Raw genomic sequence first — 24,056 nt, 5'->3', positions numbered from 1 at the left:
ATAGGCCCCTCGTATGCCCGATATCGCGCTAGAAGACGCTTCGCCTAATCAGCGCGAACGATTGTGGCAGATCGACTTTCTGGTGCGTTTTCGTGGGCAGGTGACCCGGCAAGATCTGGTGCAGCGTTTTGGAATCGCACGGTCTAACGCAACACGTGATTTCACTCTTTACCGGCAGTTAGCACCGGCAAATCTCGACTATGACCATCGCGAGAAGGTGTATCGCCGCACTGCGGTATTCCAGCCGCTTTTCACCTACGACCGTGAGCACACACTGCAAACTCTGACCCTGGGCCAGGGTGTCGGCTTAGAAGCTTGCGCTCAAGTCATTTTGGTTGACGCTGCGCCTACCCTGAATCAGCCCGATCTTGAGACGCTGGCTGCGGTATCTAGAGCTATTTATGCCGGGAAGGCGCTGAAGATTCGTTATGTGTCAGTCAGCAGCGGAGAGACCAGCCGAGAAGTTGTTCCGCACAGTCTCGTCAATACAGGTCTGCGCTGGCATGTCAGAGCGTACTGCAGGACTCATGCGCAGTTTCGCGACTTTGTACTAACCCGCATCACCTCCAGCGATGAGGTGCCCGGCGGAATAGACGAAGCGGTTGAGGCCAGAGAGCAGGATAAAGAATGGAATCATGAAGTGGATTTGGAGTTGGTACCGCATCCCAACGCTCGTTATGCCCGCGCCATTGAGCTGGACTATGGGTTGAAAGCAGGCCAATCCATCCATGTATCTGTACGGGCTGCTACTGCTGGCTACCTCTTGCGCCGCTGGGGCGTCGATTGCAGTCCTGATGCCCGTCTGAATCCAGATGAGTACCAACTGGCACTGCGCGATCCTAACGGTGTCGCCAAGCAGGTCAACCTCGCCATTGCCCCCGGTTTTAGCCTGGAGACAGTCCATTCATGACTGCACAGCAGAAGTTTGGTTTCAAATTTGGCCGCAACGGCGCGCACTCGGCACGCACCATGATGCTGGCTGAAGTGACCGAGCTGTTTCATGGCCGTGGCGTTGATGCCAGCGCAGCGCAGTACCAGGAGGATATTGAGCTCTTTAATGTTCTGCATAAGCCCACTGAAAAAGCCCGCAAATTGACATGGCGCCATTTGGTCGATTTGTACGCCATGGATAAGGAGGTCGTGCTCTTTCGTACCTTCCGCCGCCTGTGGGAGAGCGATGAGCGTGCGCGTGCTTTATTGACCTGCCAAATGGCCCTCGCTCGCGATCCACTGCTGCGACTCTCGCAAAACAAAATCGTGGGATTGGCCCCAGGCCAGCTGCTGCCGCGTGAAGAGATGGAGCAAGCTTTCGAAGAGCAGTTTCCTGATCGCTACAGCCCGGCCATGCTCAAGTCTTTGGCTCAGAACGTGAACGGTACCTGGACCAATGCGTGCTTCTTACAAGGTCGCAGTAAAAAACACCGTACCGAGCCCGATATTCATCCGGTCAACGTCGCCTTTGCACTGTTTCTTGGCTACCTGCAAGGCGCCAGTGGCAACCGCCTGTTCAACACCGAATGGACCAAGCTGTTTGGCTGCCGCCTGGAGCGCTTGCTAGAGCTGGCCCGTCAGGCCAGTTACAGCGGTCTGTTGAATTTCAAACACTCCAGTGAGGTCGTGGAAGTCACCTTCCCCGACTACCTGACCAAGGAAGAGGAGGGCTGGCTGCATGAGTAACCGCCTAAACCGTCTGCTGAAAAGTTACAGCAACCACATCAGCCTGCCGTGGATCAGCGGTCTGGCCAACGAGCAGCGGGTGCTTTTTGCCGTCTATCACAAGGAAGACGAGCTCAGGCTGCGTGCCCGTATCGAAGAGTTTCGGCTGGCTACCGAAAGTGCCGGCCACCCATGGCTGGAGCTGGACATCACTCGGTTGTTTCCAGACTGGATGGCACAGCAAAAGTACCGCGAAGACTATTTCGAAGACCCGGACAGCCTCACCCCGAAATACAAAACCTTCGCTCGCCAGTCGGTAACGGACTTGGCTGAGCGCATCAAGGATCAGGCCGACAGCAACACTCTGGTGGCCTTGGTTGGCTGCGGCACCCTATTCGGGTTTGCCTCGGTCTCCGATTTCGTCAAACAGCTGGCCGAGCATGTGCCGGGGCGCTTGTTGGTGCTCTTCCCCGGCGAGTACGTCAACAACACCTACCGCCTGCTGGATGCCCGCGATGGCTGGGGCTATCAGGCCACCGCCATTACGGCAGACAACTGAATACCGGCACACATTGCCGTTTTGAATTGAATAGCGCCAATGCGCACAGGGAGTACGCCCAGGATGTTGAACCGCGAGATTTACGACCTAGACCCGCAACAGAACCGACTGGAAAACAACGGCGTTGCCGAGGTCAAAGACGACCAGTCCCAGCAGGCCCTGAAAACCCTGCGCTACGAATTGCAGACCTTTGTCTGTGACGGCGAATACCAGGCGGGTCTCGATAAGATCCTCTCCGCTTATCTGCGCAACCTGGGTGACGGGTACGAACAGCCCGGCGTGTGGATCTCTGGTTTCTTCGGTTCGGGTAAATCTCACCTGGCTAAAATGCTTCGGGCTCTTTGGACCAACCAGGAGTTCAGTGATGGCGTAGCTGCTCGTGACATTGCTGATCTGCCGCAGGAGATCAAGGACCATTTCAAGGAACTCAGCATCCAGGCTAAGCGCCACGGTGGCCTCCACGCCGCCTCAGGCACTTTAGGTGCCGGTGCCAACAACAATGTGCGCTTGGCCCTGCTGAACATCGTCTTCAAGTCCGCTGGCCTGCCGGAACAGTATCACCAAGCGCGCTTTGTGCTGTGGCTGCATAAGCAAGGCATTTTCGATCAGGTTAAAGCCCACGTTGAAGCAGCAGGCGACAACTGGGATGACGAGCTGGAAGACCTCTACGTTTCCAGCAGCATTTCACGTGCCTTGCTGGCTATCGACAGCACCCTGGGAGATGACGTCAAACAAGTGCGCCAGCTGCTGCGCGAGCAGTACCCCAATGTGCAGGATGTGACCAACCAGCAGATGGTCGACGCCATCTATGACGCCCTAGTGAAGGATGGCCAGTTCCCGCTGACACTGGTGGTGCTCGATGAGGTGCAGCAGTACGTCGGCTCGGACTCGGAGAAGGCCCACCAGGTACAGGAAGTCGTCGAAACCTGCTGCAAGAGCTCCAAGTTCAAGAGCAAGATGTTGTTCGTGTCCACCGGGCAGAGCGCACTGTCAGGTATGGCTAACCTGCAGCGTTTGCTCGGCCGTTTCCAGATTCATGTGCAGCTTTCGGATACCGATGTCGAATCGGTGATTCGCAAAGTCATCCTGCGCAAAAAAGCCTCGGCTCGCCCGCACCTCGAGCAAGTCATGCAGTCCCATCTGGGCGAAATTTCCCGTCAGCTTCGCGGTACCAAGATCGAGCACCACCGCGACGATGAAAAGGTCATGCTGGCCGACTATCCGCTGCTGCCGGTGCGCCGGCGCTTTTGGGAAAAGGTCCTGCGTATTGTTGATACCACAGGCACTGCCTCGCAGCTGCGTAACCAACTCAAGGTCATCCACGAGGCCGCTCAAGCCACGGCAGATCAGCCTCTGGGGCACGTGGTCGCCGCTGACTTCATCTACAACCAGATCTCGGTCAACCTGTTGCAGACCGGAGTGATTTCCAAAGAAATCGCTGAAACCATTGGCCGCTTGTCAGCCGGTGATGCTGACGAGAAGCTCAAATCCCGCATCCTGTCCCTAGTGCTGCTAATTGGTAAATTGCCCACTGACCCAACTGCAGACTGTGGCGTACGCGCCACCGCCGACATGCTCAGCGATTTGCTGATTGATGATCTTAACCAGGGCAAAGACGCCATCCGTACCCAGGTACCCAAACTGCTGCAGGAGCTGGCAGACGATGGCCTGGTTATGCCCATGCAAACCAGCACCGGCACCGAATACCGCCTGCAAACCCAGGAAAGCGCCCAGTGGTACGACACCCTGCGCCAGGAAGAGGCCGACCTGCGCGGTAACCTGCAGCGGGTAGAAAACATCCGCGTCGATCTGCTGCACAAGGAGCTGCGCCGTCAGATCGCTCAGGTGCGCCTGACCCAGGGCAAATGCAATGAGCCGCGCCAGGTGTTGCCCTGCTTTGATGCGGAACTGCCGAAGGATGCCAACGAGAAAATCTATGCCTGGGTTCAGGATGGCTGGGCGATTGATGAAAAAAGCTTTATGACTGAGGCTCGCAGCCGCAACCCCAGCGAGCCGACCATCTTCATTTATGTCCCGGCTCGTAACCGTTCCGAGTTGACCAACGCCATTGCCGCTGAGCATGCCGCCCAGGCTACCCTCGACAAGCGCGGCATACCCAACACTGATGCCGGCAAAGACGCCCGCAGCGCCATGGAAACCCGCCATCGTGATGCCCAGAAGCAGGTGCAGGCACTGTTGCGAGAAATTTTCGAAGGCGTACAGGTGCTTCAAGCAGGCGGCAACGAGGTGGACGGCAACAGCATCAGCGACCGCGTCGAAAGCGCCGCCAAGGCCTCACTGGTTCGCCTTTACCGCGAGTTTGACCAGGCCGACCACCCCGCCTGGGGCAAGGTCTACGAGCGTGCCAGCAAAGACGGTGGCCAGAACGCCCTCGAGCTACTTGGTTACAGTGGTGATGCCGAACAGCATCCGGTCTGTGCCGCGATCAAACGCTTTATCGGTGTCTCGAAAAAGGGCAGTGAAATCCGCGAGCACTTCCTGGCCGCGCCCTATGGCTGGCCACAGGATGCCATTGACGGTGCGCTCTATGTGCTGCTTTCCAGCGGCATCCTGATCGCCACCGGCAGCCGTAACAACCCGGTCACCGCCAGTAGCCTTGATCGTAAGCAGATCACCCAGGCCAGCTTCCGTCCGGAAAGTATCACCATCCGCCCGGTGGATCTGATCAAGATCCGCGGAGTGCTCAGCAGCAGTGGTATTGACTGCCAGGCCGGTGAAGAAGCCAACAAGCTGCCGTTACTGGCAGAAAAAGGCAGAGAACTGGCCAAGCGCGCCGGTGGGGCCGCGCCGTTCCCCGCAGTGCCAGATACCAAGGTCTTTGACGAACTGGCCCGGCAATCTGGCAATGCCCAGCTCAAGCAGGTACTGGATGAGCAGGACGCCATTAAACAAGCGATCAAGGACTGGAACGACACCGCCCAACGCATTGACGCCCGCCGTGGTGATTGGACCCTGCTGACCAGCCTGCTCGACGTGAGTCGCGGCCTGGCCTTCCACGCGCCCATTCAGGCCGAAGCCGATGCGATTAGCCAGCAACGCTCGTTACTCGACGACCCTAACCCGGCCACCGCGCTGATCCAGCAACTGGTCAGCAAGCTGCGCGATGCGATCCAGTTCCATGTCCAGGCTTATTTGGATCGCCACGCGGAGTGCTTGGCTCAGCTGCAGTCAGATAGCCACTGGCAGCAACTGAATGATCAGCAACAAAGCGCCATCCTGGAAAAGCGCAAACTGATGACCCTGGAGCAACCCACGCTGAACGATGCCGAGGCGATTATCGACAGCCTCAGCGAGGTCAGCCTGGAGCAGTGGACCGACCGCACCGAGTCTCTCGCCAGCAAGTTCGACAGCGCCCGCCTGGAAGCCGCCGAGCTGCTGCAACCCAAGCTGCAACGCATCAGCCTGCCGCGCAAAACCTTTGAAAGCGAAGCCGATGTGGATGCCTGGCTGACTGACGTCAAACAACAGATTCTCAGCAAACTTAACGACGGACCGGTGACCTTCTGATGAGCCAAGCCACACACCGCCAGCCCCTCGACAAAGCCCTGCGCCGTGCGCTGGAAGCTACCGTCGTCAAAGCCCGTGACATCGCCGAAACGGCCGCCAGCCAGGCGCTTACCCGCCTGAGCGTGGGGGAGGCCAAAGCGGCGGAATACTTGAATGACCAGCAACGTCAACTGCGTACCCGTCTGCGCGCCCATGGCCGCCAGTTAGGTGACAGCAAGCAGGCCAACGGCCAGCAAAGCCTGAATAAGCTGATCACCGAAGTTGCCTACGAGCATTGGCACCGCATGTTGTTCGCCCGTTTTTTGGAGCAGAACCACCTGCTGATGTACGACGAGCACACGCCACTGACCCTTGCCGAATGCAACGAGCTGGTCCAGGACCCAGATACCGCAAGAGACGAGCTGGAGCGCCGCTGCAATAGCGGCTGGGAGCTGGCCGGTGTGCTGGCCTCGAAGATGTTGCCGCAGATCTTCCGTATCGACTCGCCAGTCTTTGCCCTGGAGTTCGCTCCCGAGCACCAACGCGAACTGGAAAAACTGGTCACTGGCCTGGCCGCAGAGACCTTCCAGGCCCAGGACAGCCTCGGCTGGGTCTACCAGTTCTGGCAAAGCAAGCGCAAGGAAGAGGTCAACAAATCCGAAGTCAAGATCGGCGCCGACGAACTCTCGCCCGTCACCCAGCTGTTTACCGAACCCTACATGGTCAGCTTCCTGCTGGATAACAGCCTGGGCGCCTGGTGGGCAGGCCAGCGACTCACCGACCACGACTGGCAAACCGCTAACAGCGAACAAGAGCTACGCCACAAAGCCGCCATTCCCGGCGTGCCGCTGAGCTACCTGCGCTTTGTTAAAGACGAGGCGACCCATCAATGGCGACCCGCCTCCGGCACCTTCGACGCCTGGCCCAAACGCTTAAGCGAACTCAAAGCCCTCGACCCCTGCTGTGGCTCCGGCCACTTCCTGGTTGCCGCCTTCCTGATGCTGGTGCCCATGCGCATGCAGGCCGAGCAGCTCAATGCTAGCCAGGCCATCGACAAGGTACTCAGCGAAAACCTCCACGGCCTGGAGCTGGACCAGCGCTGCGTAGAACTGGCCGCCTTTGCCGTCGCCCTGGAAGCCTGGCGTTACCCCGATGCCGGTGGCTACCGCAGCCTGCCGGAACTGCACCTGGCCTGCAGCGGCCTGTCCATCGCTGCCGCCCGTGACGAATGGAAAGAACTCAGCCGCAAGGCCGGTAAGCAGAACCTGACCATTGCCCTGGATTGGATGTACCAGACCTTTCAGGATGCCCCGGTGCTCGGCAGCCTCATCAACCCACGCCGCAGCAAGGCCGCGCAGATCGCTCAGTGGAATGAATTGCAGCAACTGCTGGGTGAGGCACTCACTCAGGATCAGGCCAACCAGCAAAACCAGGCCGACGGCGAAATTGCCGTTCTGACCAATCGCCTGGAGGCCGGCATCGTTGCCCAGGGCTTGGCCAAAGCCGCCGAGCTGCTGTCCGGCCAATACACCTGGGTTATCACCAACGTGCCTTACCTGGCGCGTGGCAAGCAGCACGAAACCCTCAAGGATTTCTGCGAAACCTATTACCCCGAAGGCAAAAATGATCTAGCCACGGTCTTCCTCGATCGTTGCCTGGAGTTCTGTATGCAGGGTGGTACCGCCAGCATTGTGTTGCCGCAGAACTGGTTATTTCTTACGGGCTATCGCAAATTCCGAGAAAAGCTGTTGCAGAACGATAGCTGGCATTTGATTGCCCGTCTGGGACCTGGCGCCTTTGATACCATTAGTGGCGAGGTCGTTAAAGCGATTCTGATTAGCATAAGTCGTGGTAATGAGGTAGGTCAGTCGAACGATCTATTACACACTAGTGAAACAGGTAACTGGATTCGTGGCTTGGATGTTTCCGAGCCGCGCATGGCATCTCAGAAAGCGTCATATTTGGTTGAGAGTGATGTGGTATGTGTTAGTCAGATTGGGCAATTGGATAACCCAGATGCGAGGGTATCATTGGGAGAGTCCGATAAAAATAAAGAGCTGCTAGGATTGCGTTGTCAAACTTATCAAGGGATTGGTACTAGTGATAATGCCCAATTCGTCTTTAAATTCTGGGAGCTAATAAGCGTAGAGGCCGGTGTTTGGCGGTGGGTGCATACTGCTGCAGCTGGGGTTAATTATGTTGGTGGTAGCTCCTCTGTGCTGCTTTGGGAGAATGGGGTTGGTCGATATTTTAGGCATGCTCAAGCATTGAAGGCCGAAGGGCGCCTCGGAGGGTGGAAGTCAGGGGGGGAGGCGTGGGGTAAGTCTGGATTTATAATAAATGTAACGAGAACTCCTTACGTTAATTTATATCTTGGGGATATGTTTGACACAACGGTGGCGGCGATGGTTGTGCCGGAGAAGTATCAGTCTGCTGTTTACTGCTACATAGCTTCTAAGGATTATGAGCATGATTTGCGCGAAATTGATCAGGCACTAAGCATCACAGAACATACTCTGGTTAAAGTCCCCTTCGATCTTGAATATTGGATTGAGGTTTCAAGAAAAGAAAAACCTTTTGGCTTGCCAAAACCTTACACCAACGACCCCACCCAATGGATCTTCCATGGCCACCCCTGTGGCTCGGTAATCTGGGACGAAGACAGCAAATGGATCGCGCACGGCGAACTACGCGTCGATGACAGCGTGCTGCAAGTTGCCGCCGCTCGCCTGCTCGGCTACCGCTGGCCGGCAGAGCTGGATCCGGAAATGGAACTGGCCGCCGAACAGCGTGAATGGGTCGAGCGTTGCGCTGAGCTGGCCGATTTTGTCGATGACGACGGCATTGTCTGCCTGCCGCCGGTGCGCGGCGAAAAAGCCGCCGACCAGCGCCTGGAAGCCCTGCTGCAAGCCGCCTATGGCGATGCCTGGACCACCCCGCTGAAAAACCGCCTGCTCGACGCTGTCGGCAGCAAGTCCCTCAGCCTCTGGCTGCGCGACAAGTTCTTCGAACAGCACTGCAAACTTTTCCAGCACCGGCCCTTTATCTGGCACATCTGGGACGGTTTAAAAGACGGCTTCAGCGCCCTGGTCAATTACCACAAGCTCGACAAAGCTGGCCTGGAGCGCGTGATCTACACCTACCTGGGCGACTGGATCCGCACCCAACAAGCCGGCCTGGCCAACGGCGAAGACGGCGCCCAAGAACGCCTGGCCGCCGCCGAAGCCCTGAAAAAGGAACTGGAGGCCATACTTGAAGGTGAGGGTACAGCCGAAAAACCCTACGACATCTTCGTCCGCTGGAAGCCCCTGGCCGAACAGCCTATCGGCTGGACCCCCGACCTCAACGACGGCGTCCGTCTCAATATCCGTCCATTCCTGTACGCCCGAGACGTCAGCAAGAAAGGCGCCGGCATCCTGCGCTGGGCGCCAAACATCAAGTGGACCAAGGATCGCGGCAAGGACGTCGAGTCCGCCCCCTGGTATACGCTCGGTCTGCAATACGACGAAGGCGAGGGTGCACGGATCAATGACCATCACCTGAGCTTGGCTGAGAAGCGGGCTGCAAGGAGCCAGTAAACATGGAGCGTAAATGGTCCGCGATGGAACCAGCGGTTGCCTTTTTCCCTGTCGAGCTGAGGCCGGTTTTTATCGAGGCTTCCGCTCAAGGTAACGACCTGTTTGCAGCAGGCGGGTATCAGGCGCTTCCTCGGCACCAAGCGGTGGTCGATGTAGAGAGTAACCATGCCTTTGCAGTGGTGACCGAAGATTATCGCTTGGTCACTAATCGTCAGGCGTATGACTTGGCAGCCGATGCACTCAAGCAGGTTTTTGACTTTACCTCGATGGAGGATATGGCTTGTCTGAACGTGACCATGCCCAAGTCGCGATCTTTCTGTCATATCGACCTGATTCACAAAGGAAGCGATTTTGAGCCCTGGCAGAACGACCGCTGGGTACCCTTTGTACGTATCACCAACAGCTACAACCGCACCCGCCGCCTGCGCTTTGAGGTTGGCTTTTGTCGTTGGATCTGCCTGAATGGGCTGATCTTTGGCGGTAAAAGTGTGGAAATCAGCTTTGCCCATACCCGGCAGTTGCAAGATGAAATGCGCCGTTGGCATGAGAATCTCGCTGGTATCAAGCTGCTAGAAAAACTCTTTGTGGCCAAGCTGAATAATTTACAGCGCTTTCATGTGCCTGCACGCTGGATGCTATCGCTCGCGTGCAAGGTATTTGACGTGCGCATTGCCTCTGATACTCCCATCAAACCACGCCGGGCTGATGAGCTGGTTAAGTTCCGCCAGGCCATTGCGGATCTGGCCAGTGATTATTTTGTGTCGATGGGTGAGCACGGCTATGCCGCCCTCAATGTGCTGACAGATTACGCTAGCCGACCTGTGGGGGTTATTGCCCCAGAAACCATGATTGATGGCTTCCAGCACAAGGCCGGTGACTGGATCGATGAATTTGTTGAGCAGATTGAGAAGCGTGATTTCACATTTGAAGCCTATCTGGGCGAACACCTGAAAACAGCAGAGGCCATCGCCAGATTATGATCAAGTCGGTTTATAACTACCCAGTCTCCACTCTGCTCGATATCGAGAGTGGGGTGGTTTATGCCATCCCGCGCTACCAGCGTGAGTACACCTGGAGTCGGGCGCAGTGGGATGCGCTGTTCGACGATTTGCTGGAGAACGAGCCGAATTATTTCCTTGGCTCGATCATTTGCATCAATCAGTCGCAAGACGCTTTGTCAGTACAAAGCCTGGAGCTGGTGGATGGTCAGCAACGCATGACCACTCTGTCGCTGTTTTTAGCTGCGATCTACCAAAGCTTCAGAGTGCTGCCCAACCTGGGTATGGAGCAGCAGATTGAGCTGTATAACCTCAAGCACAAGCTGGTGCTGAAGAGAAAGTCAGACCAGCCTCGTTTGATCCCCCAGGTGCAGAACAACAATCAGCAGGATTACTTCGCGGTGCTCGGCAAAGCCGGGATTTTGGACGATGTCGAGCAGGTGCAGCACGCAGGTAACCGCCGTGTGCTGAAAGCCTACCGGCACTTTCTGTGGCGTATTGAGCAGTATCTGCAAGGGCTCAGTGATCCAGTCGCAAGCCTGCAAGCGCTGCTGGACAAAGTGAACACCGCCACCCTGGTTAAGATCGAGGTGGCTGGTCATTCGGATGCCTACACCCTGTTTGAATCGCTGAACAACCGTGGCGTGCCGTTGACGGCCATTGATCTGATCAAGAATAAGCTGCTGGCTGTGTTGGAAGCGAAGGACTCGGGCAGCATCGACAAGCACTACAACCGCTGGAAGAAAGTCATCGATGCCCTGGGTGATGACTATGCGGTGCAGGAGCGATTCTTCCGTCAGTACTACAACGCCTTCAAGCCTGATTTGAAGGACATCGTATCGGTGCCGGTGGCGACCAAATCCAACCTGATGCATGTGTACGAGAAGCTGATCGCCCATGATGCTGAGAGCTTCCTGCAGGCAATGATCCGCCTATCTGCCCATTACGCGCAGATCGTGGGTTACCGCGCCGTGCCTGAGCAGCCAAAACTATCCGGTCTGCTGTTGTCGTTGGATCGTATCCAAGGGGCCGCAGCGTATCTGTTGTTGATGGTGCTGTTTGAGCGTAAGGACACCCTGGAGCTTGAGCAGGAGCACCTGGAGCAGGTGGTGCATTTCCTCATTGCGTTCTTTGTGCGACGCAACACCACCGACCTGCCGCCTACCCGAGACCTGACCCGGATTTTTATGGATGTGGCCGAGACAGTGCTGGCGTTAAAAGGCCAGGCAGTGGTCAGCCATATCCAGCAACGCCTGACAGGCGAAAGCGCCACTGACGAGCAGTTTGAGAAGAGCCTGAAAGGGCCGATCTATGAAGACAACAAGGCCGTTTGCCGCTTTGTGCTCTGCGCCCTGGAAGAAAGTCGCATGACCCTTGAGACCCGGGTTGATCTCTGGGCCTTGAAAGGCAAGCAGTACGTTTGGACGATCGAACACATTTTCCCACAGGGTGAGAACATCCCCGATACCTGGGTGCAGATGATCGCCAACGGCGACGCTGCGCTTGCGGAACAACACCGCCAAATCTACGCCCACTGCCTGGGGAACCTAACCATCTCTGGCTACAACAGTGCACTGGGTAACAAGAGCTTTGCCGAAAAGCAGAGCCGGCTGGATAGCCAGGGGCGCAAGGTGGGCTACAACAATGGCCTGCACTTGAACCAGGCGTTGGCCAACGAAACTAGCTGGACCGTGGATAAGCTCAAAGCACGCACGGATCTTTTGGTGCAAGAGGTGCTGCAGAAGTATCCTCTGTCGGTTTTGTGATCATGGATTCACCCTTGTTTATGCCTCACTGCTACTTTGCCGGAGAAGAAGATGCTTAAAGAACTCAAGTTGAGCCACGTGGGGCCTGCGCCTTCGATGGAGCTGGAGTTTGGCGAGCGGCTGAACCTGATCACCGGTGACAACGGTCTGGGGAAAAGCTTTTTGCTGGATATTGCCTGGTGGTCGATGACGCGCAAGTGGCCAGCCGAGCTCAACAGCAGCCTGACAGTCGGTAAAAAAGTCAGGCCGCACGCAAAGCAGAAAGGCGAGATCAGCTTTTGCTTTACCGCGAAAAGTAAGGACGAAACCTACACCAGCAACTATCAGCCGCGCGAAGAAGCCTGGACAGGTCGATCCGGCCGTCCGGCCAATCCTGGGCTGGTGATTTATGCCATGAGTGACGGCAGCTTCGCAGTCTGGGATCCAGCCCGAAACTATTGGCAGACCAAGAATAATGTAGACGTCCAGGAGCGGCGCCCAGCCTTTGTTTTTAGCTCATCAGAGGTGTGGGATGGCCTGGTTGATGAAGGCAGCGTGCTTTGTAATGGCTTGATCCAGGACTGGGCGACTTGGCAAAAGGAGGATGGAGAAGCCTTCAAACTACTGAAAAGCGTCCTCAAGGTGCTTTCACCAAACGCGAGGGAAGCCATGCTGCCCGGCAAGCTGGGCAAGCTGAGCCTGGATGATGTCCGCGACATTCCCACCATTACCATGCCCTACAAGCAGGATGTGCTGGTGCTGCATGCCTCTTCAGGCATGAAGCGGGTAATGGCCTTGGCTTATTTTCTGGTATGGGCCTGGCTTGAGCATCGTAAGGCGGCTGAGCACTTGGGTGAGGATCCGACCCATCAGGTGGTGTTCCTGATTGATGAGGTTGAGTCCCATCTGCACCCAAGTTGGCAGAGAACCATCGTGCCGGCTCTGCTGGATGTGATGAAGAAACTAACCAAACGCCCGGATGTTCAACTGATTACTGCCACCCATTCCCCGTTGATCATGGCATCGGTCGAGCCGCTGTTTGATGAGCGCAAGGACGCCTGGTTTGATTTGGATCTTGAACAGGATGAAGTGGTGCTGCGCAAGCGCCCATTTTTACGCCAAGGCGATGCATCTCGTTGGCTAACTAGCGAGGCTTTTGATCTTGGGAGTGCAAGGTCTTTGGCCGCTGAACAGACCCTTGAGCAAGCTGCCAAGATCCTTTCTGAAGAAGTGATTGATGCTGAACTGGCCAAGAAGCTTGATGCCAGGCTGCGTACCCTGCTGGGTGACACAGACCCATTCTGGATTCGTTGGCGCTATGTGGGTGAAAAACAGGGGTGGTTGCAATGATCCCTGTTGCTGAGCAACCGGAGCCTGCTGACTTTGATGTGAACGTGCGCACAAAGGGCTTGGCGCATCTTAATAAGTTGGGAGTCTCTCTGGACCAACCCCTGCCACGCAAAACAGAGATAGAACCCTATTGGCGAGCCTGTCTGACTGATCTGCACCTGGCCTATAGCGGTATCTGTGCTTACCTGGGTGTGCATTTTGAGCGGGTGATGGGCGGTGGGAGTGTCGATCATTTCATTGCCAAGTCCGCCGATGCGGGCCTGGCCTATGAATGGAGAAACTACAGGCTGGCATGTTCGACGATGAACAGCCGCAAGCGGGAATACAGCGATGTGCTTGATCCGTTTTATCTCGCGCCGGATCTGTTCCGGTTGCAGCTTTCAACGGGACACATTTACCCAAATCCACGTCTAGCTGCTGCACCCATGCGTTTGGTTGAGCAAACCATCGAGCGTCTTCGTCTGGATGACACGCAGTGCCGTGATATGCGCGCAAGCTGGTATCAAGACTATCTGGAGTACGGGCTGCCAGCAGACTACCTAAAGAAGAAATCGCCCTTTGTCTGGTACGAAGCCAACCGCCAAGGACTGCTATGAAGCTGATTGACCTGCTGGCCCAGGAAGTCCGTGCCAGCGCTGCGTACAACTCCAACGTGCAAGCCGCTCCCAATGTCATTCTCTGGACTGACAAGTTACGTCAGTGGGAGTCGGCATTACCCATGCTGCAGGCCGCTCTGCCGGAGCTGATCGTGCTGGGCGACTATGCGCCTGAACGCAAAATTGGTCCGGCAATCTGGATTAAATGTGTGGTCGAAGGCGTATTGCCTGATGTTGCGTTGCCAGCAGATCGGACGCCTATTGTTTATCTGCCAGGCTATGAGCGCCGTGATTTGCGCGCTATCGCTGCATGCCCTGATTCGCTCAAGCCGCTGGCTGAGCTGCAGTACCGAGGCTGTTGGTGGATCTATAGCAATGCGGGGCGTGACTGGACGGTGAATGCCTTCCTGGTCTCCAGTAACGGCGGTGCCGGGCTTGATGTGGCCAAGGATGAGAAAAACCAGCAGGTCATGTTGCGTGTATTGCCCGAGATTCTCGAGAGCGAACGCGATGACTTGAGCAATCGACGCCTGGAAGCAGCGGACTTTAACAAGCTGGTCAGCAGCGATCCCGTACGTGATCTGCTTAGCTGGATGAACGACAGCCAGGCCTGTCGTGAACGCTGGGAGTCTTCTCGATGGCAAGCCTTGGTCGGTATTTGCGAAACCGAGTACCACTTCAATCCAGAGCTGGATGGCGAACTTACGGCAGCTGAGCTGCTATGCCAGCGTCAGGGTGTCTGGGAGGGTGTTTGGCAACGCTTTTTGGAGTCATGCACGCATTACCCTCAATTGCCGCAGCTACTGTTGAAGGTCCAGGCAGATCTGGCGGCCAGCGGTGCTAGTTACCCTTCGATCAACGCCAGTGAAGAGCAGCAGCTTGAACGTGATCTGAACGGGCTCTTGCAGCTTGACCCGGCCAAAGCGCGCTTGAGCATCGGACAGCTTGAAAGCCGGCATGCGGAGCGTCGTAACTGGGTATGGCATGCCCTGGCTATGGCTCCTCTGGCAGGGGTATTGGAACATCTGGCCGAGATCGCTCAAGCAACCTCCAGCACATTCTCGGGCACCGATCCTGAGGAAATGGCGAGCCAGTATCGCGAGAGCTATTGGCGTGCAGATGATCATGCACTGCGCGCATTGGCTTATCCGCTGTCACCTGGTCAACAGACACTGGTGCATGGCCTTCTGGATCTGATTTACACCCCATGGCTGGACGGCGTTACTCGCAACTTCCAGAGCCTGGTGCGTAGCAAGGGCTATCCAGGCATTGATCAGGTCAATGAAGCTACGGCGGAGTATGCCGTGGCCGGCGAGGCGGTTTTTTTTGTTGATGGCCTGCGCTTTGATACGGCGCAACGCTTAGCGGCCAAGCTGCAAGGCCTGGGTGAAATTCAGTTGGACTCGAACTGGGCAGCATTGCCTTCGGTAACGGCCACTGCCAAGGCGGCGGTAACGCCGGTGCATGATCGGCTGACCGGCCGACTAACAGACCGGGATTTTGAGCCGAGCCTCGCGGATGATGACAAGGACTTTTCCTCGCACTATCTACGCAAGTTCCTCAACGAGAAAGGCTGGCAGTATCTGGAAGAGGGGGAGTCAGGTGACCCTGCCTCGAATGCCTGGTTGCAAAGTGGTGACATTGATAAGGAAGGCCATGTTAAGGGCCTGAAGCTCGCTGCACGCATCGATACCTTACTCGACGAGGTCGTCGAGCGTGCCGAGGAGCTGATCGCTGCAGGTTGGCGCAAGATTCGAATTGTGACTGACCATGGTTGGATACTGACTCCCCGGCCTATGGCGAAAGTGGACTTGCCCAAGCATCTGACCGAAACGCGCTGGGGCCGTTGTGCGGTGATCAAGGATTCTGTGGATTCGGGCTATCAGCAAGTGGGCTGGTATTGGAATAGTGCCGTCAGCATCGCCATGGCGCCTGGCGTTTGCAGCTTCAAGGCCGGTCAAAACTATGACCATGGTGGCCTGAGCTTGCAGGAGTGCATGACGCCGGTGATTCAGATACGCAATACCAAGGCAGTCGCGGCCGTATCTGCGGTCACTGCGACCCTGTCGGATATTCGTTGGTTGGGTCTCACTTGCAAGATTCAGGCTGAAACCACGGCTGATGGCGTATTGGCAGTGCTAAGGACTCACCCAGCTGATCCTGACTCTGAAATAACCAAGCGCAAGCCACTCAAAGACGGCAAATGCAGCTTGTTAGTAGATGACCAGTTTGAGGGCAGCTCAGCGGTTCTGGTGCTGCTGGATGATCAAGGTAACGTGCTGGCGAAGAAGCCGACACTGGTAGGAGACGAATAAGTGGAAATGGATACGCTGGACCACAAGGCCGCAACAGCCTTTGAGGGTTACCTGGTCCGAAAGGATCTGGTGCGAACCTTTGCCCGCCAGTTTCCGGTACCGACCTATGTGGTCGAATTTATGCTGGGCCGCTATTGCGCCTCGACCGACCCTCAAGAGATTGAAGAGGGGCTTGAGATTGTGCAGCGTCAGCTGGCCTCTCGCACTGTGCGCGCCGGCGAGGAGGAGCTATTCAAAGCTCGGGCCTACAAGGATGGTTCGGCCAAGCTGATAGATATTGTCAGCGTGCGGTTCGTGGAAAAAGAGGGTGGTTACCTGGCCAGCCTGCCAAGCCTAAACCTCAATCGGGTCCGCATCCCCGACAAGATTGTCGATGATAACGAGCGGCTTTTGACCGGTGGCTTTTATGCCGAGGTCACCCTGGAATACGACAGTGTGATTGCTGAAGAGAAGGGCAACGCCTTTGGCATCTCGGAGCTGCGACCAATCCAGATGTCCAAGCGCAACGTGCTGGATATCCTGGCGGAGGCACGCAGTAACTTCAGCAGCGATGAGTGGCGCGACTTTCTGGTGCGGTCCATCGGTCTGGAATCCAATGCACTGACCCAGCGTGCCAAGGATGCCATCCTGCTTCGGATGGTGCCCTTCGTGGAGCGCAACTACAACATGGTCGAGCTGGGGCCGCGTGGTACTGGTAAGAGCCACCTGTTCCAGCAAGTATCGCCTTATGCGCACCTGATTTCGGGCGGCAAGGCGACCATTGCCAAGATGTTCGTGAACAACAATACCGGACAACGCGGCCTGGTGTGTCAGTACGATGTGGTCTGTTTTGATGAGGTAAGCGGGATCTCCTTCGACTCCAAGGAGGGGATTAACATCATGAAGGGCTACATGGAGTCCGGTGAGTTCAGCCGTGGCAAGGAAAGCATCCGTGCCGATGGCTCCATGGTGTTTGTCGGCAATTTTGATGTGGATGTTGAACACCAACAACGTGTTGGCCACCTCTTTGGCCCGCTGCCCGCCGAGATGCGCGACGACACAGCATGGATGGATCGCATCCACTGTTACCTCCCTGGCTGGGATGTGCCGAAGATGAACAAGGATCTGACCACGGACCACTTTGGTTTGGTTAGTGACTTCTTCTCGGAATGCATGAGCCGACTCAGATTTGAGAGCCGCGTGTCAGCCATGCAAAACCGCGTTCACTTGGGCGGCGCGCTCAGTGGCCGTGATACCAACGCTGTCAACAAGACGGTGTCTGGTATACTCAAGCTGATGTACCCCAACCAGGATATGCCCGTCTCCGACGAGGATCTGGAGTGGGCAACCCGTTTGGGCCTTGAAGTGCGCCGCCGTGTAAAAGAGCAGCAGAAGCGGGTAGGCGCAGCCGAATTCCGCAATACACATTTCAGCTACTTCATCGGTGATGATGGCGTCGAGAAGTTCGTAGCCACACCTGAGCTTAGAGCGGACAACGAGATTGGTGATGATCCGTTGGAGCCAGGCCAGATCTGGGCCATCAGTGAAGGCGGCGCTGATATTGATGACAATGCGGGTCTGTACCGTATCGAAGTTAACGGTGGGCCAGGCTCTGGGGTGAAGATTCTCAACAATCCCGCGCCGGCGGCATTCAAGGAATCGGTACGTTATGCCGAGCAGAACCTGTATTCACGGTCTGTTCAGCTGGTTGGCGACCGAGACCCTCGCTCTCACGAGTTCTCCATCCAGCTACGCGCATTCGATGCTGCAAAACGAGGTTCCAAGCTGGGAATGGCAGCATTGATCGCCATGTGCAGCAGCCTGCTGAAAAAATCAGTTAAAGGCGGACTGATCGTTGTCGGCGAGGTCAATTTGGGCGGCTCTATTGAGCCCATCAGCAACGCAGTAAATATCGCTGAGCTTGCGGTTGAGAAGGGCGCGAGCGCACTGCTCATGCCTGTTACGGCGAGGCGTCAGCTGTATGACCTGTCAGACGACATGGCGACCAAGATCGATATCCAGTTTTATCAGGATGCACGGGATGCGTTGTTGAAGGCGATTGTGGAATAGCTAAGCACATGGCTAATCCACGCTCTCTGGTATTCGCCCTTTATAGCCACTGGCCGGTGGTCGAGTGGCTGGTACAGCGCACTCGTGAGATTCCAGCATTTGAATCAGAGCAAGTGCTGGCGCTGATCAGTAAGGTTGATCCAAGCATGCAGCGAGACGCTCGTGAGAATGTTCTGCGAGCGCTGATCAACACCGAAATTCTTCGCGTGCTCCCCAGGGATGAGCTGCTACAGCTCAATCCCTTGGTGCTTGAATTCGTCCGTGGTCTGAACAGGGAGCATGAGCTTGGGCTATCTGCAGTGCTCCAGGCCCGAGTGCAAGGAATTCGTGATGCTACAGAGCGCCTGAATGAGGCAATCGAGGGTAATGACCTGGATCTGCTGCGCCAGGGCGCCGTACAGCTTATTGAGTTGTTCCGCCAGATAGCCCAGCAGCTGGATCAGGATCGCCACGCCATTCTCGAAATCGCCGAGAAAGCCAAGAGCACTGAGGCGCATGTGCCGGCCGAGCGCCGTTACCGTCAAGTGCTGCAGGCCTATGATGATTACATCGAGCCGATGGCGGAAATGATGGACAGCGGCCCGTCGGGCAGCTTTTACCGATTGCTGGAGGATGCAGAACGGCAGATTGACTACTGCCAGGAGAAGCTCGCTGTTCAGGGGGCGCTTTACACCTTGCGTATGCTGGTACGTCAGGCCGGCTTTCAGGTCAAAGAGCTTCGTCGGCTTGGCCGGGAGGTGCTGAAGCAGTGCAGCGATACGCTTTTACCGTTGCGAGAAGAGCTCAGGCGGCATAACAGCCTGTCTGCTGCCGTCAGCCAACTACTCGGACAGGTGCGAAAGCGAGGCTTGTCGCGGACATTCCGCCAACCTGACTTCCCTGTCTGGCGCGCAGAGCGTCCCCGGCGGGTAACGGTTGGCGATGAGGTGCTCACCATCATGGCTGAGGCCCTGGCATATGAGCCTGTGAGTCAGGCCTTCCCCGATGAAGCTCCAGCTGAGTCAGCAAAAGAGCTGCAGGTCATCGACGGTGTCGAGCTGCGCGAGCGTTTGGCTGCCAGTGGTCCTGTGCCTAGCTTGCTTGACTGGCTTCGTACGAACTACGCCTACCTGGATGATGCCACTGTCCTTCGCCTTTACCACGAGCTTGTCAGGGAGCCGGAGTGGGAGTTCCAGCAGGACGACCTGAAGCGCAGTACTGACCTTAATCTGCTGCGCGTGACTCACTATCCTCATGGAATACCCGCACGATGAATCAAGCAGCCACACTTCATCTGGGGCGTTTGCCGAGCCTTGGCCCGCTGTTCGAGTTGTTCAATGCGGGCAAGCACCTGAATCACATTGCAGAGCCCGTTCTGTGGGCTGAGCTCGAGAAAGAGCAAGAGCAGTACCAGGAGCTGTTCGGGCGTCTTGGCTTCACACTGCGCGTTGATAGGCGCGGGTTTGCCTGGTTTCACTTCGACAATGCGAGCAGCAACGTCAGCCGCACCACACGCCAGCTGGCGCTGATTTTTATGCTGCTGTTCGAGTTGAAGGCCGACGAAGGTATGCACCTGCACCGCTTCGGTGACTGGATCATTGATCACGCTGTTCTGGCCAAGTTGCTGGAGCGTGGCCACGACTTGCTTTTAGCAGAGGGGCTAGAGGAAGAGTCGCTCGTAGGACTGCTCGATCGTGCGTGCGTGTATGGTTTTGCTGAGTCAGCTGCCGGAGGTTGGCGGCTACTACCTGCCGTCTGGAGGTATCTGGACCATTTTGTGAAGCTGGCCGGGGAGCAGAACGACGAGCTTGAAGAAGGTGTTGATGTGACCGAGGCCATCGAGACCAGCGAAGAGGATGAGCCGGCATGATGGATTATGGATTTCAGCGGTTGGTGCTGCTTAACAGTGCTGGCTACGAGCGCGCAGAGTTGCCTTTGGATGCGTCTGTATCGCTGGTGGCTCCGAACAATACAGGCAAGACCAGTCTGATCAATGCCTTGCAGTTCTTGCTGATCATCGACCGGAGACGAATGGACTTTGGTGCCTACGACGTAGAGCGCAGTCGGCGCTTCTATTTCCCCAACAACAGCGCCTACATCCTGCTGGAGGTGCTGCTTCCTGAGTCGGGCAGTGTGGTGCTGGGATGTGTTGGCAAGGGTGTCAGCAACGACTACGAATACTTCGCTTACCGTGGCCAGTTGAACCTCGACGACTACCGGCGCGATGACGGCTGTCTGGTGGCGCAACCGCAGCTGCTGAGTCATTTAGCCACTCGCGGCTTGCTCGCCCAACGCTATAGCGGTAGCGAGTTCACCAGCATGGTGTATGGCAACAGTCGGCGGGTGCGGGGAGAAAACGGTGACTTCACAATTTTCCGCCTGGAGCAGGCCCGCCACGCTGAGGTATTCCAGCGGGTGCTCACCCGAACTCTGCGCTTGGACAAGCTGCAATCCAAGGAGGTGAAGGACTACCTGTTGCAGATCTTTCACCGAGATCTTTCGGACGCGGGCATCGACTTCAAGCAGGAGTGGGACAAGGCTTTCTCCGATGTAAATGCCGACCGTGAGCAATATCAAGCGGCCCTAAAACAGCTGGAGCGGATCGGCCGCCTCGAAACGCTGCATGAGGAGCGCTTGCAGTTGCGCGGCAAGCTGTTTCACTTCCGGCCGCTGATCGATCGGGCGTTACAGGATTGGCAGAGCTATTACCAGTCTCGCTCAGCTGATCTGCAACAGGCCCGCGCCGGCATCGAGCAGGCCGAAGAGCAGCTGCAACATGACCGGTTAGAGTGGTCAACTGCCCGTGAGCGCAGTCTGCAGACTGAAGCTGCGCTGAAACGCGAGGATGACCGGCAGGCTGAACTGGAGCGCCGGTTCGCGCTGATCGACCGACGCGAGACGCTGGAGCGTAGCATCGAGCATGCGCGTGCAGCCTACGAGGCCCAGGTTGCGCTCGTTGCCGGAGTACAGGGTCGAAGCCCCAATGAGATTGTCCGCGAGCGCAACAGGGTTACGCAGGACGTGCAGCGGCTCAGTCGCGAAAGAGCAAGCCTGACGGGCAACCTGTATCAGCATCTGCAGCAGGAGTTGAACGCGGAGCAGCTGACTGCCCTGAACCGGTTGTTTGCACGGGAGGTCATGACGCTGCCGGAGAGCGGTTTCCGTCTCAACGGCGAGCAGCTGCATCAAAGCCTTGAAAAATGGCTCAGCCAGGCTGGTTGCCTCGAGCTGCCGGGACTTGATCTGCAGTTGGCTGACCTGCCCGATCAGCACCGCCAGCGCAGCGCTGAAGAGATCAATCAGGAGTTGTCTGACCTTCAGCGCCAGCTGGCTCAGCTCGGTGAGCAGCTACGGGCTGCCGAGGAGATTCAGGCTGCTGAGGCGCTGAAGCTTGAGCGAGAGCATGACTACCAACAGGCGCAGCGTGACCTAGAGGCCTTCGACGAGCTCACCACCTTGCGTGAGCGTGCGGATGAGCGCGACCAGTTTATGCGGGACTGCCGGAGCGCCTTGGCGGATCTGGATGCCAAGCTGGGTGGAGTAAATGCCGAGGTGCAGCGTCTTCGAAAACAGCTGGATGGCATACGTAAGCAGCAGGATGAGCTCGACGGCCAGCACAGGGAGATCTGTACCGGCCGCGATCGGCGCAGTGATGGTGACCCTATCTTCAGCTATCTGGCTGATCTGCCGCATCACACGTGGGTTGGGGCAACAGAGCTGGCTATTGAACAGCTGGCCGAGCACCTGCGAGAGTATCAGCAGGACTGCCGCCGGCTACTGAGCCTTGAAAATGATGTACGTGGGTTGCTCGCCGAGCTGCACGCGGGTGGTTTGACCAAGTTCCAGACGGCCGACGATCCTGACGAAGAGATCCGCCTGATGATCGAGTTTGGCCGGCATCTGCCCCAGGAGTTTGAGGCCATCGAGCGTAAGGCGCGCACAGCGGTGGTCAACGTCACGGCGTGCCTGCGGCAATTGCGAGGCAGCCTGAACGATTTCAAGGCCAAGATGCGCCAGTTCAATCAGCTGATCGGCCGGCGTCGGTTGTCCGACCTTTCGGTATTCAAGATCGAGCCTGAAGACGAGCAGGAGCTGGTCTGGGCGATCGAGGCGCTCATCAACACAGCGGAGCAGGTGGATTCAGGCCAGAGCTTTGAGCTGTTCGACCACGGAAGTGTGCTCGATGATGAGAGTCTCACGCGGGCGAAGGCCCTGCTGATCCGAGAGGGTGATGCCCGAGGCGGTCTGGCTGTTGAGCATCTGTTTCGTCTGAGCTTCATCGTCGGCAAAGAGGGCCAGAAACCTGAGGCCTTTGCTGATATTGATGGCGCAGCCTCCAACGGCACGGTGCTGATGGCAAAGTTGGTAACGGGGCTGGCGCTACTGCACCAGATGCAGGACAAGCGCTATTCGGTTCGGGCTGCCTGCTACTTGGATGAGGCGCTGGCGCTTGATGGGCCAAACCAGACGAGTTTGATCGACACAGCTGCTGAGTTCGGTTTTGCGCTTATCTTCGCCTCTCCCGCGCCGCTGGCAACCGTTCGTTACTGCGTACCAATCACTCGCCACGGCGGACACAATCACGTCAGCCGTAAGAATTGGCAGGAGTTGGAGCCGCGCGTGGTGGGGGCTGGTGCGTGAGCCGTTCACTGGCCGATGCACTGGAAAAGCTGCTTGTTGCTGGCGGTAGGCTGGCTGCCAGCCAACTGACAGCTGCCCAGCGCGGAGCGCTGGAGGAGTTCGCTCGGAGAACCCTGGCGGTGCGGTTGTCAGTTAGTGGTCGCGGCAGTCTGTATCAGATCGCCGCCCTAGAACAGGTTCAGGCTCACTTTGCTCAGCTAAGACCGGGACACACGGAAAATGCGGCCAGTGTGATCCCGCAGCGCGCCCTCAACATGTCGCGCAACCGTGACAGTAAAAGTGGTAGTGCGCGGCACTCGGTACAGTACCTGCTGCTTAAAGCCGTCAACGGCGGGCAGTACTGGCGTGCTGGCAAGGGCGAACTACTCGATGTATCGCAGCTGACGCAGACCTGCGGGGCTGCCGCTTTGGCTGTGCAGAGCGGCGATGATTGGCACACGGCTTCGCCCTTGTGGCTGATCGAGAACCAAGCCCTGTTCGACGATATCAGCTGGCTGCCCGCCGATGCGAGCGGCACCTTGTGCTACTACTCCGGACAGCTAAGCAGCCTAATGCTGAATTGGTTGGTCGAGAGGCCGCGCGCCTCACAGGTAATCCTTTTCCCCGATTACGACGGTATTGGGCTTCAGAACTTCGCTCGACTCTATGAGCTCATTGGGGACATGTGCAAACTCTGGTTAATGCCGGATTGGCAGGAGCGGTTGAGGCTGTATGGCAATCAACGGATTTGGCAGGACAACTTAGCGAACTATCAGGATGCGGTAAGTCGACTTCGATCGTTGGGCATGCCCAGCGAGTTGGCCGAGCTGTGTGATGCTCTGCAAGGAATGGGCTTGGCATTGGAGCAGGAGAGTGTGTTTTTACGGCGGGGAATTTCTCAGCAACCGGTGAATAAAATGCTTTCAGAAGACCTTGAGCTGATCGAAATTGCTAAGTCTCGTTCAAGTGAGACAGCCCTCCCAGTCAATCTGGATGACTTGTAGGTGTGGTCTATGAGCTACGGTTGCAGTTCAATCCAAAAAGAAAGTTGGCCGGGTGATTGCGGACGGATAGCCGCGTGGCGTAAGCGTCCAGCCAAGTCAC

The 24,056-nt window shown here is 56.9% G+C and carries 15 protein-coding genes; all 15 read left to right on the top strand.

Annotation, left to right across the window (positions count from 1 at the left end; all coding sequences use genetic code 11):
* Positions 1–13 precede the first annotated feature (13 nt).
* The 15 genes from RT582_RS17950 (at position 14) to RT582_RS17880 (ending at position 23,956) form a co-directional block, all read left to right on the top strand.
* Positions 14–910, top strand: a complete 897-nt coding sequence (locus RT582_RS17950; protein WP_313478963.1) for a transcriptional regulator — start codon at positions 14–16, stop codon at positions 908–910.
* Positions 907–1,677, top strand: coding sequence for a hypothetical protein (locus RT582_RS17945; RefSeq protein WP_313478960.1), 771 nt, complete (start codon positions 907–909; stop codon positions 1,675–1,677). Before RT582_RS17950 ends, RT582_RS17945 begins: the two co-directional genes overlap by 4 nt.
* Positions 1,670–2,215, top strand: a complete 546-nt coding sequence (locus tag RT582_RS17940) for a BREX protein BrxB domain-containing protein (RefSeq protein WP_023127677.1) — start codon at positions 1,670–1,672, stop codon at positions 2,213–2,215. The genes RT582_RS17945 and RT582_RS17940 overlap by 8 nt, the downstream gene beginning before the upstream one ends.
* Positions 2,216–2,278: 63 nt before the next feature.
* Entirely contained in the window at positions 2,279–5,743 is a 3,465-nt protein-coding gene (brxC, locus tag RT582_RS17935) for a BREX system P-loop protein BrxC (protein ID WP_313478957.1), read from the top strand.
* Positions 5,743–9,300, top strand: coding sequence for an Eco57I restriction-modification methylase domain-containing protein (locus RT582_RS17930; protein WP_313478954.1), 3,558 nt, complete (start codon positions 5,743–5,745; stop codon positions 9,298–9,300). The genes brxC and RT582_RS17930 overlap by 1 nt, the downstream gene beginning before the upstream one ends.
* Before the next feature lie 2 nt (positions 9,301–9,302).
* On the top strand, positions 9,303–10,280 hold the full coding sequence (locus tag RT582_RS17925; protein WP_313478951.1) for a DUF932 domain-containing protein: 978 nt from the start codon (positions 9,303–9,305) through the stop codon (positions 10,278–10,280).
* On the top strand, positions 10,277–12,064 hold the full coding sequence (locus RT582_RS17920) for a DUF262 domain-containing protein (protein ID WP_313478948.1): 1,788 nt from the start codon (positions 10,277–10,279) through the stop codon (positions 12,062–12,064). Before RT582_RS17925 ends, RT582_RS17920 begins: the two co-directional genes overlap by 4 nt.
* A 51-nt stretch (positions 12,065–12,115) precedes the next feature.
* On the top strand, positions 12,116–13,393 hold the full coding sequence (locus RT582_RS17915; protein WP_196637221.1) for an AAA family ATPase: 1,278 nt from the start codon (positions 12,116–12,118) through the stop codon (positions 13,391–13,393).
* Complete coding sequence (locus tag RT582_RS17910) at positions 13,390–13,989, top strand: hypothetical protein (RefSeq protein WP_312443315.1); 600 nt, start codon at positions 13,390–13,392, stop codon at positions 13,987–13,989. The genes RT582_RS17915 and RT582_RS17910 overlap by 4 nt, the downstream gene beginning before the upstream one ends.
* Positions 13,986–16,304, top strand: a complete 2,319-nt coding sequence (pglZ, locus tag RT582_RS17905; RefSeq protein ID WP_313478944.1) for a BREX-1 system phosphatase PglZ type B — start codon at positions 13,986–13,988, stop codon at positions 16,302–16,304. Before RT582_RS17910 ends, pglZ begins: the two co-directional genes overlap by 4 nt.
* A gap of 6 nt (positions 16,305–16,310) precedes the next feature.
* Positions 16,311–18,353: a protease Lon-related BREX system protein BrxL gene (gene brxL, locus RT582_RS17900; RefSeq protein WP_313478976.1), complete on the top strand. Its 2,043-nt coding sequence runs from the start codon at positions 16,311–16,313 to the stop codon at positions 18,351–18,353.
* An 8-nt stretch (positions 18,354–18,361) separates the two neighbouring features.
* Positions 18,362–19,606 carry a hypothetical protein gene (locus RT582_RS17895; RefSeq protein WP_312443310.1) on the top strand — a complete coding sequence of 415 codons (1,245 nt, stop codon included), beginning with the start codon at positions 18,362–18,364 and terminating at the stop codon, positions 19,604–19,606.
* On the top strand, positions 19,603–20,202 hold the full coding sequence (locus RT582_RS17890; protein WP_312443308.1) for a condensin complex protein MksE: 600 nt from the start codon (positions 19,603–19,605) through the stop codon (positions 20,200–20,202). The genes RT582_RS17895 and RT582_RS17890 overlap by 4 nt, the downstream gene beginning before the upstream one ends.
* Complete coding sequence (locus tag RT582_RS17885; protein WP_312443307.1) at positions 20,199–22,973, top strand: hypothetical protein; 2,775 nt, start codon at positions 20,199–20,201, stop codon at positions 22,971–22,973. The genes RT582_RS17890 and RT582_RS17885 overlap by 4 nt, the downstream gene beginning before the upstream one ends.
* Complete coding sequence (locus tag RT582_RS17880; RefSeq protein WP_312443305.1) at positions 22,970–23,956, top strand: DUF7281 domain-containing protein; 987 nt, start codon at positions 22,970–22,972, stop codon at positions 23,954–23,956. The genes RT582_RS17885 and RT582_RS17880 overlap by 4 nt, the downstream gene beginning before the upstream one ends.
* The last annotated feature ends 100 nt before the right edge of the window (positions 23,957–24,056 follow it).

This window comes from Stutzerimonas kunmingensis (assembly GCF_032106285.1).
Lineage (GTDB): Bacteria > Pseudomonadota > Gammaproteobacteria > Pseudomonadales > Pseudomonadaceae > Stutzerimonas > Stutzerimonas kunmingensis_B.
This window is presented reverse-complemented; position numbering and strand designations above follow the sequence as displayed.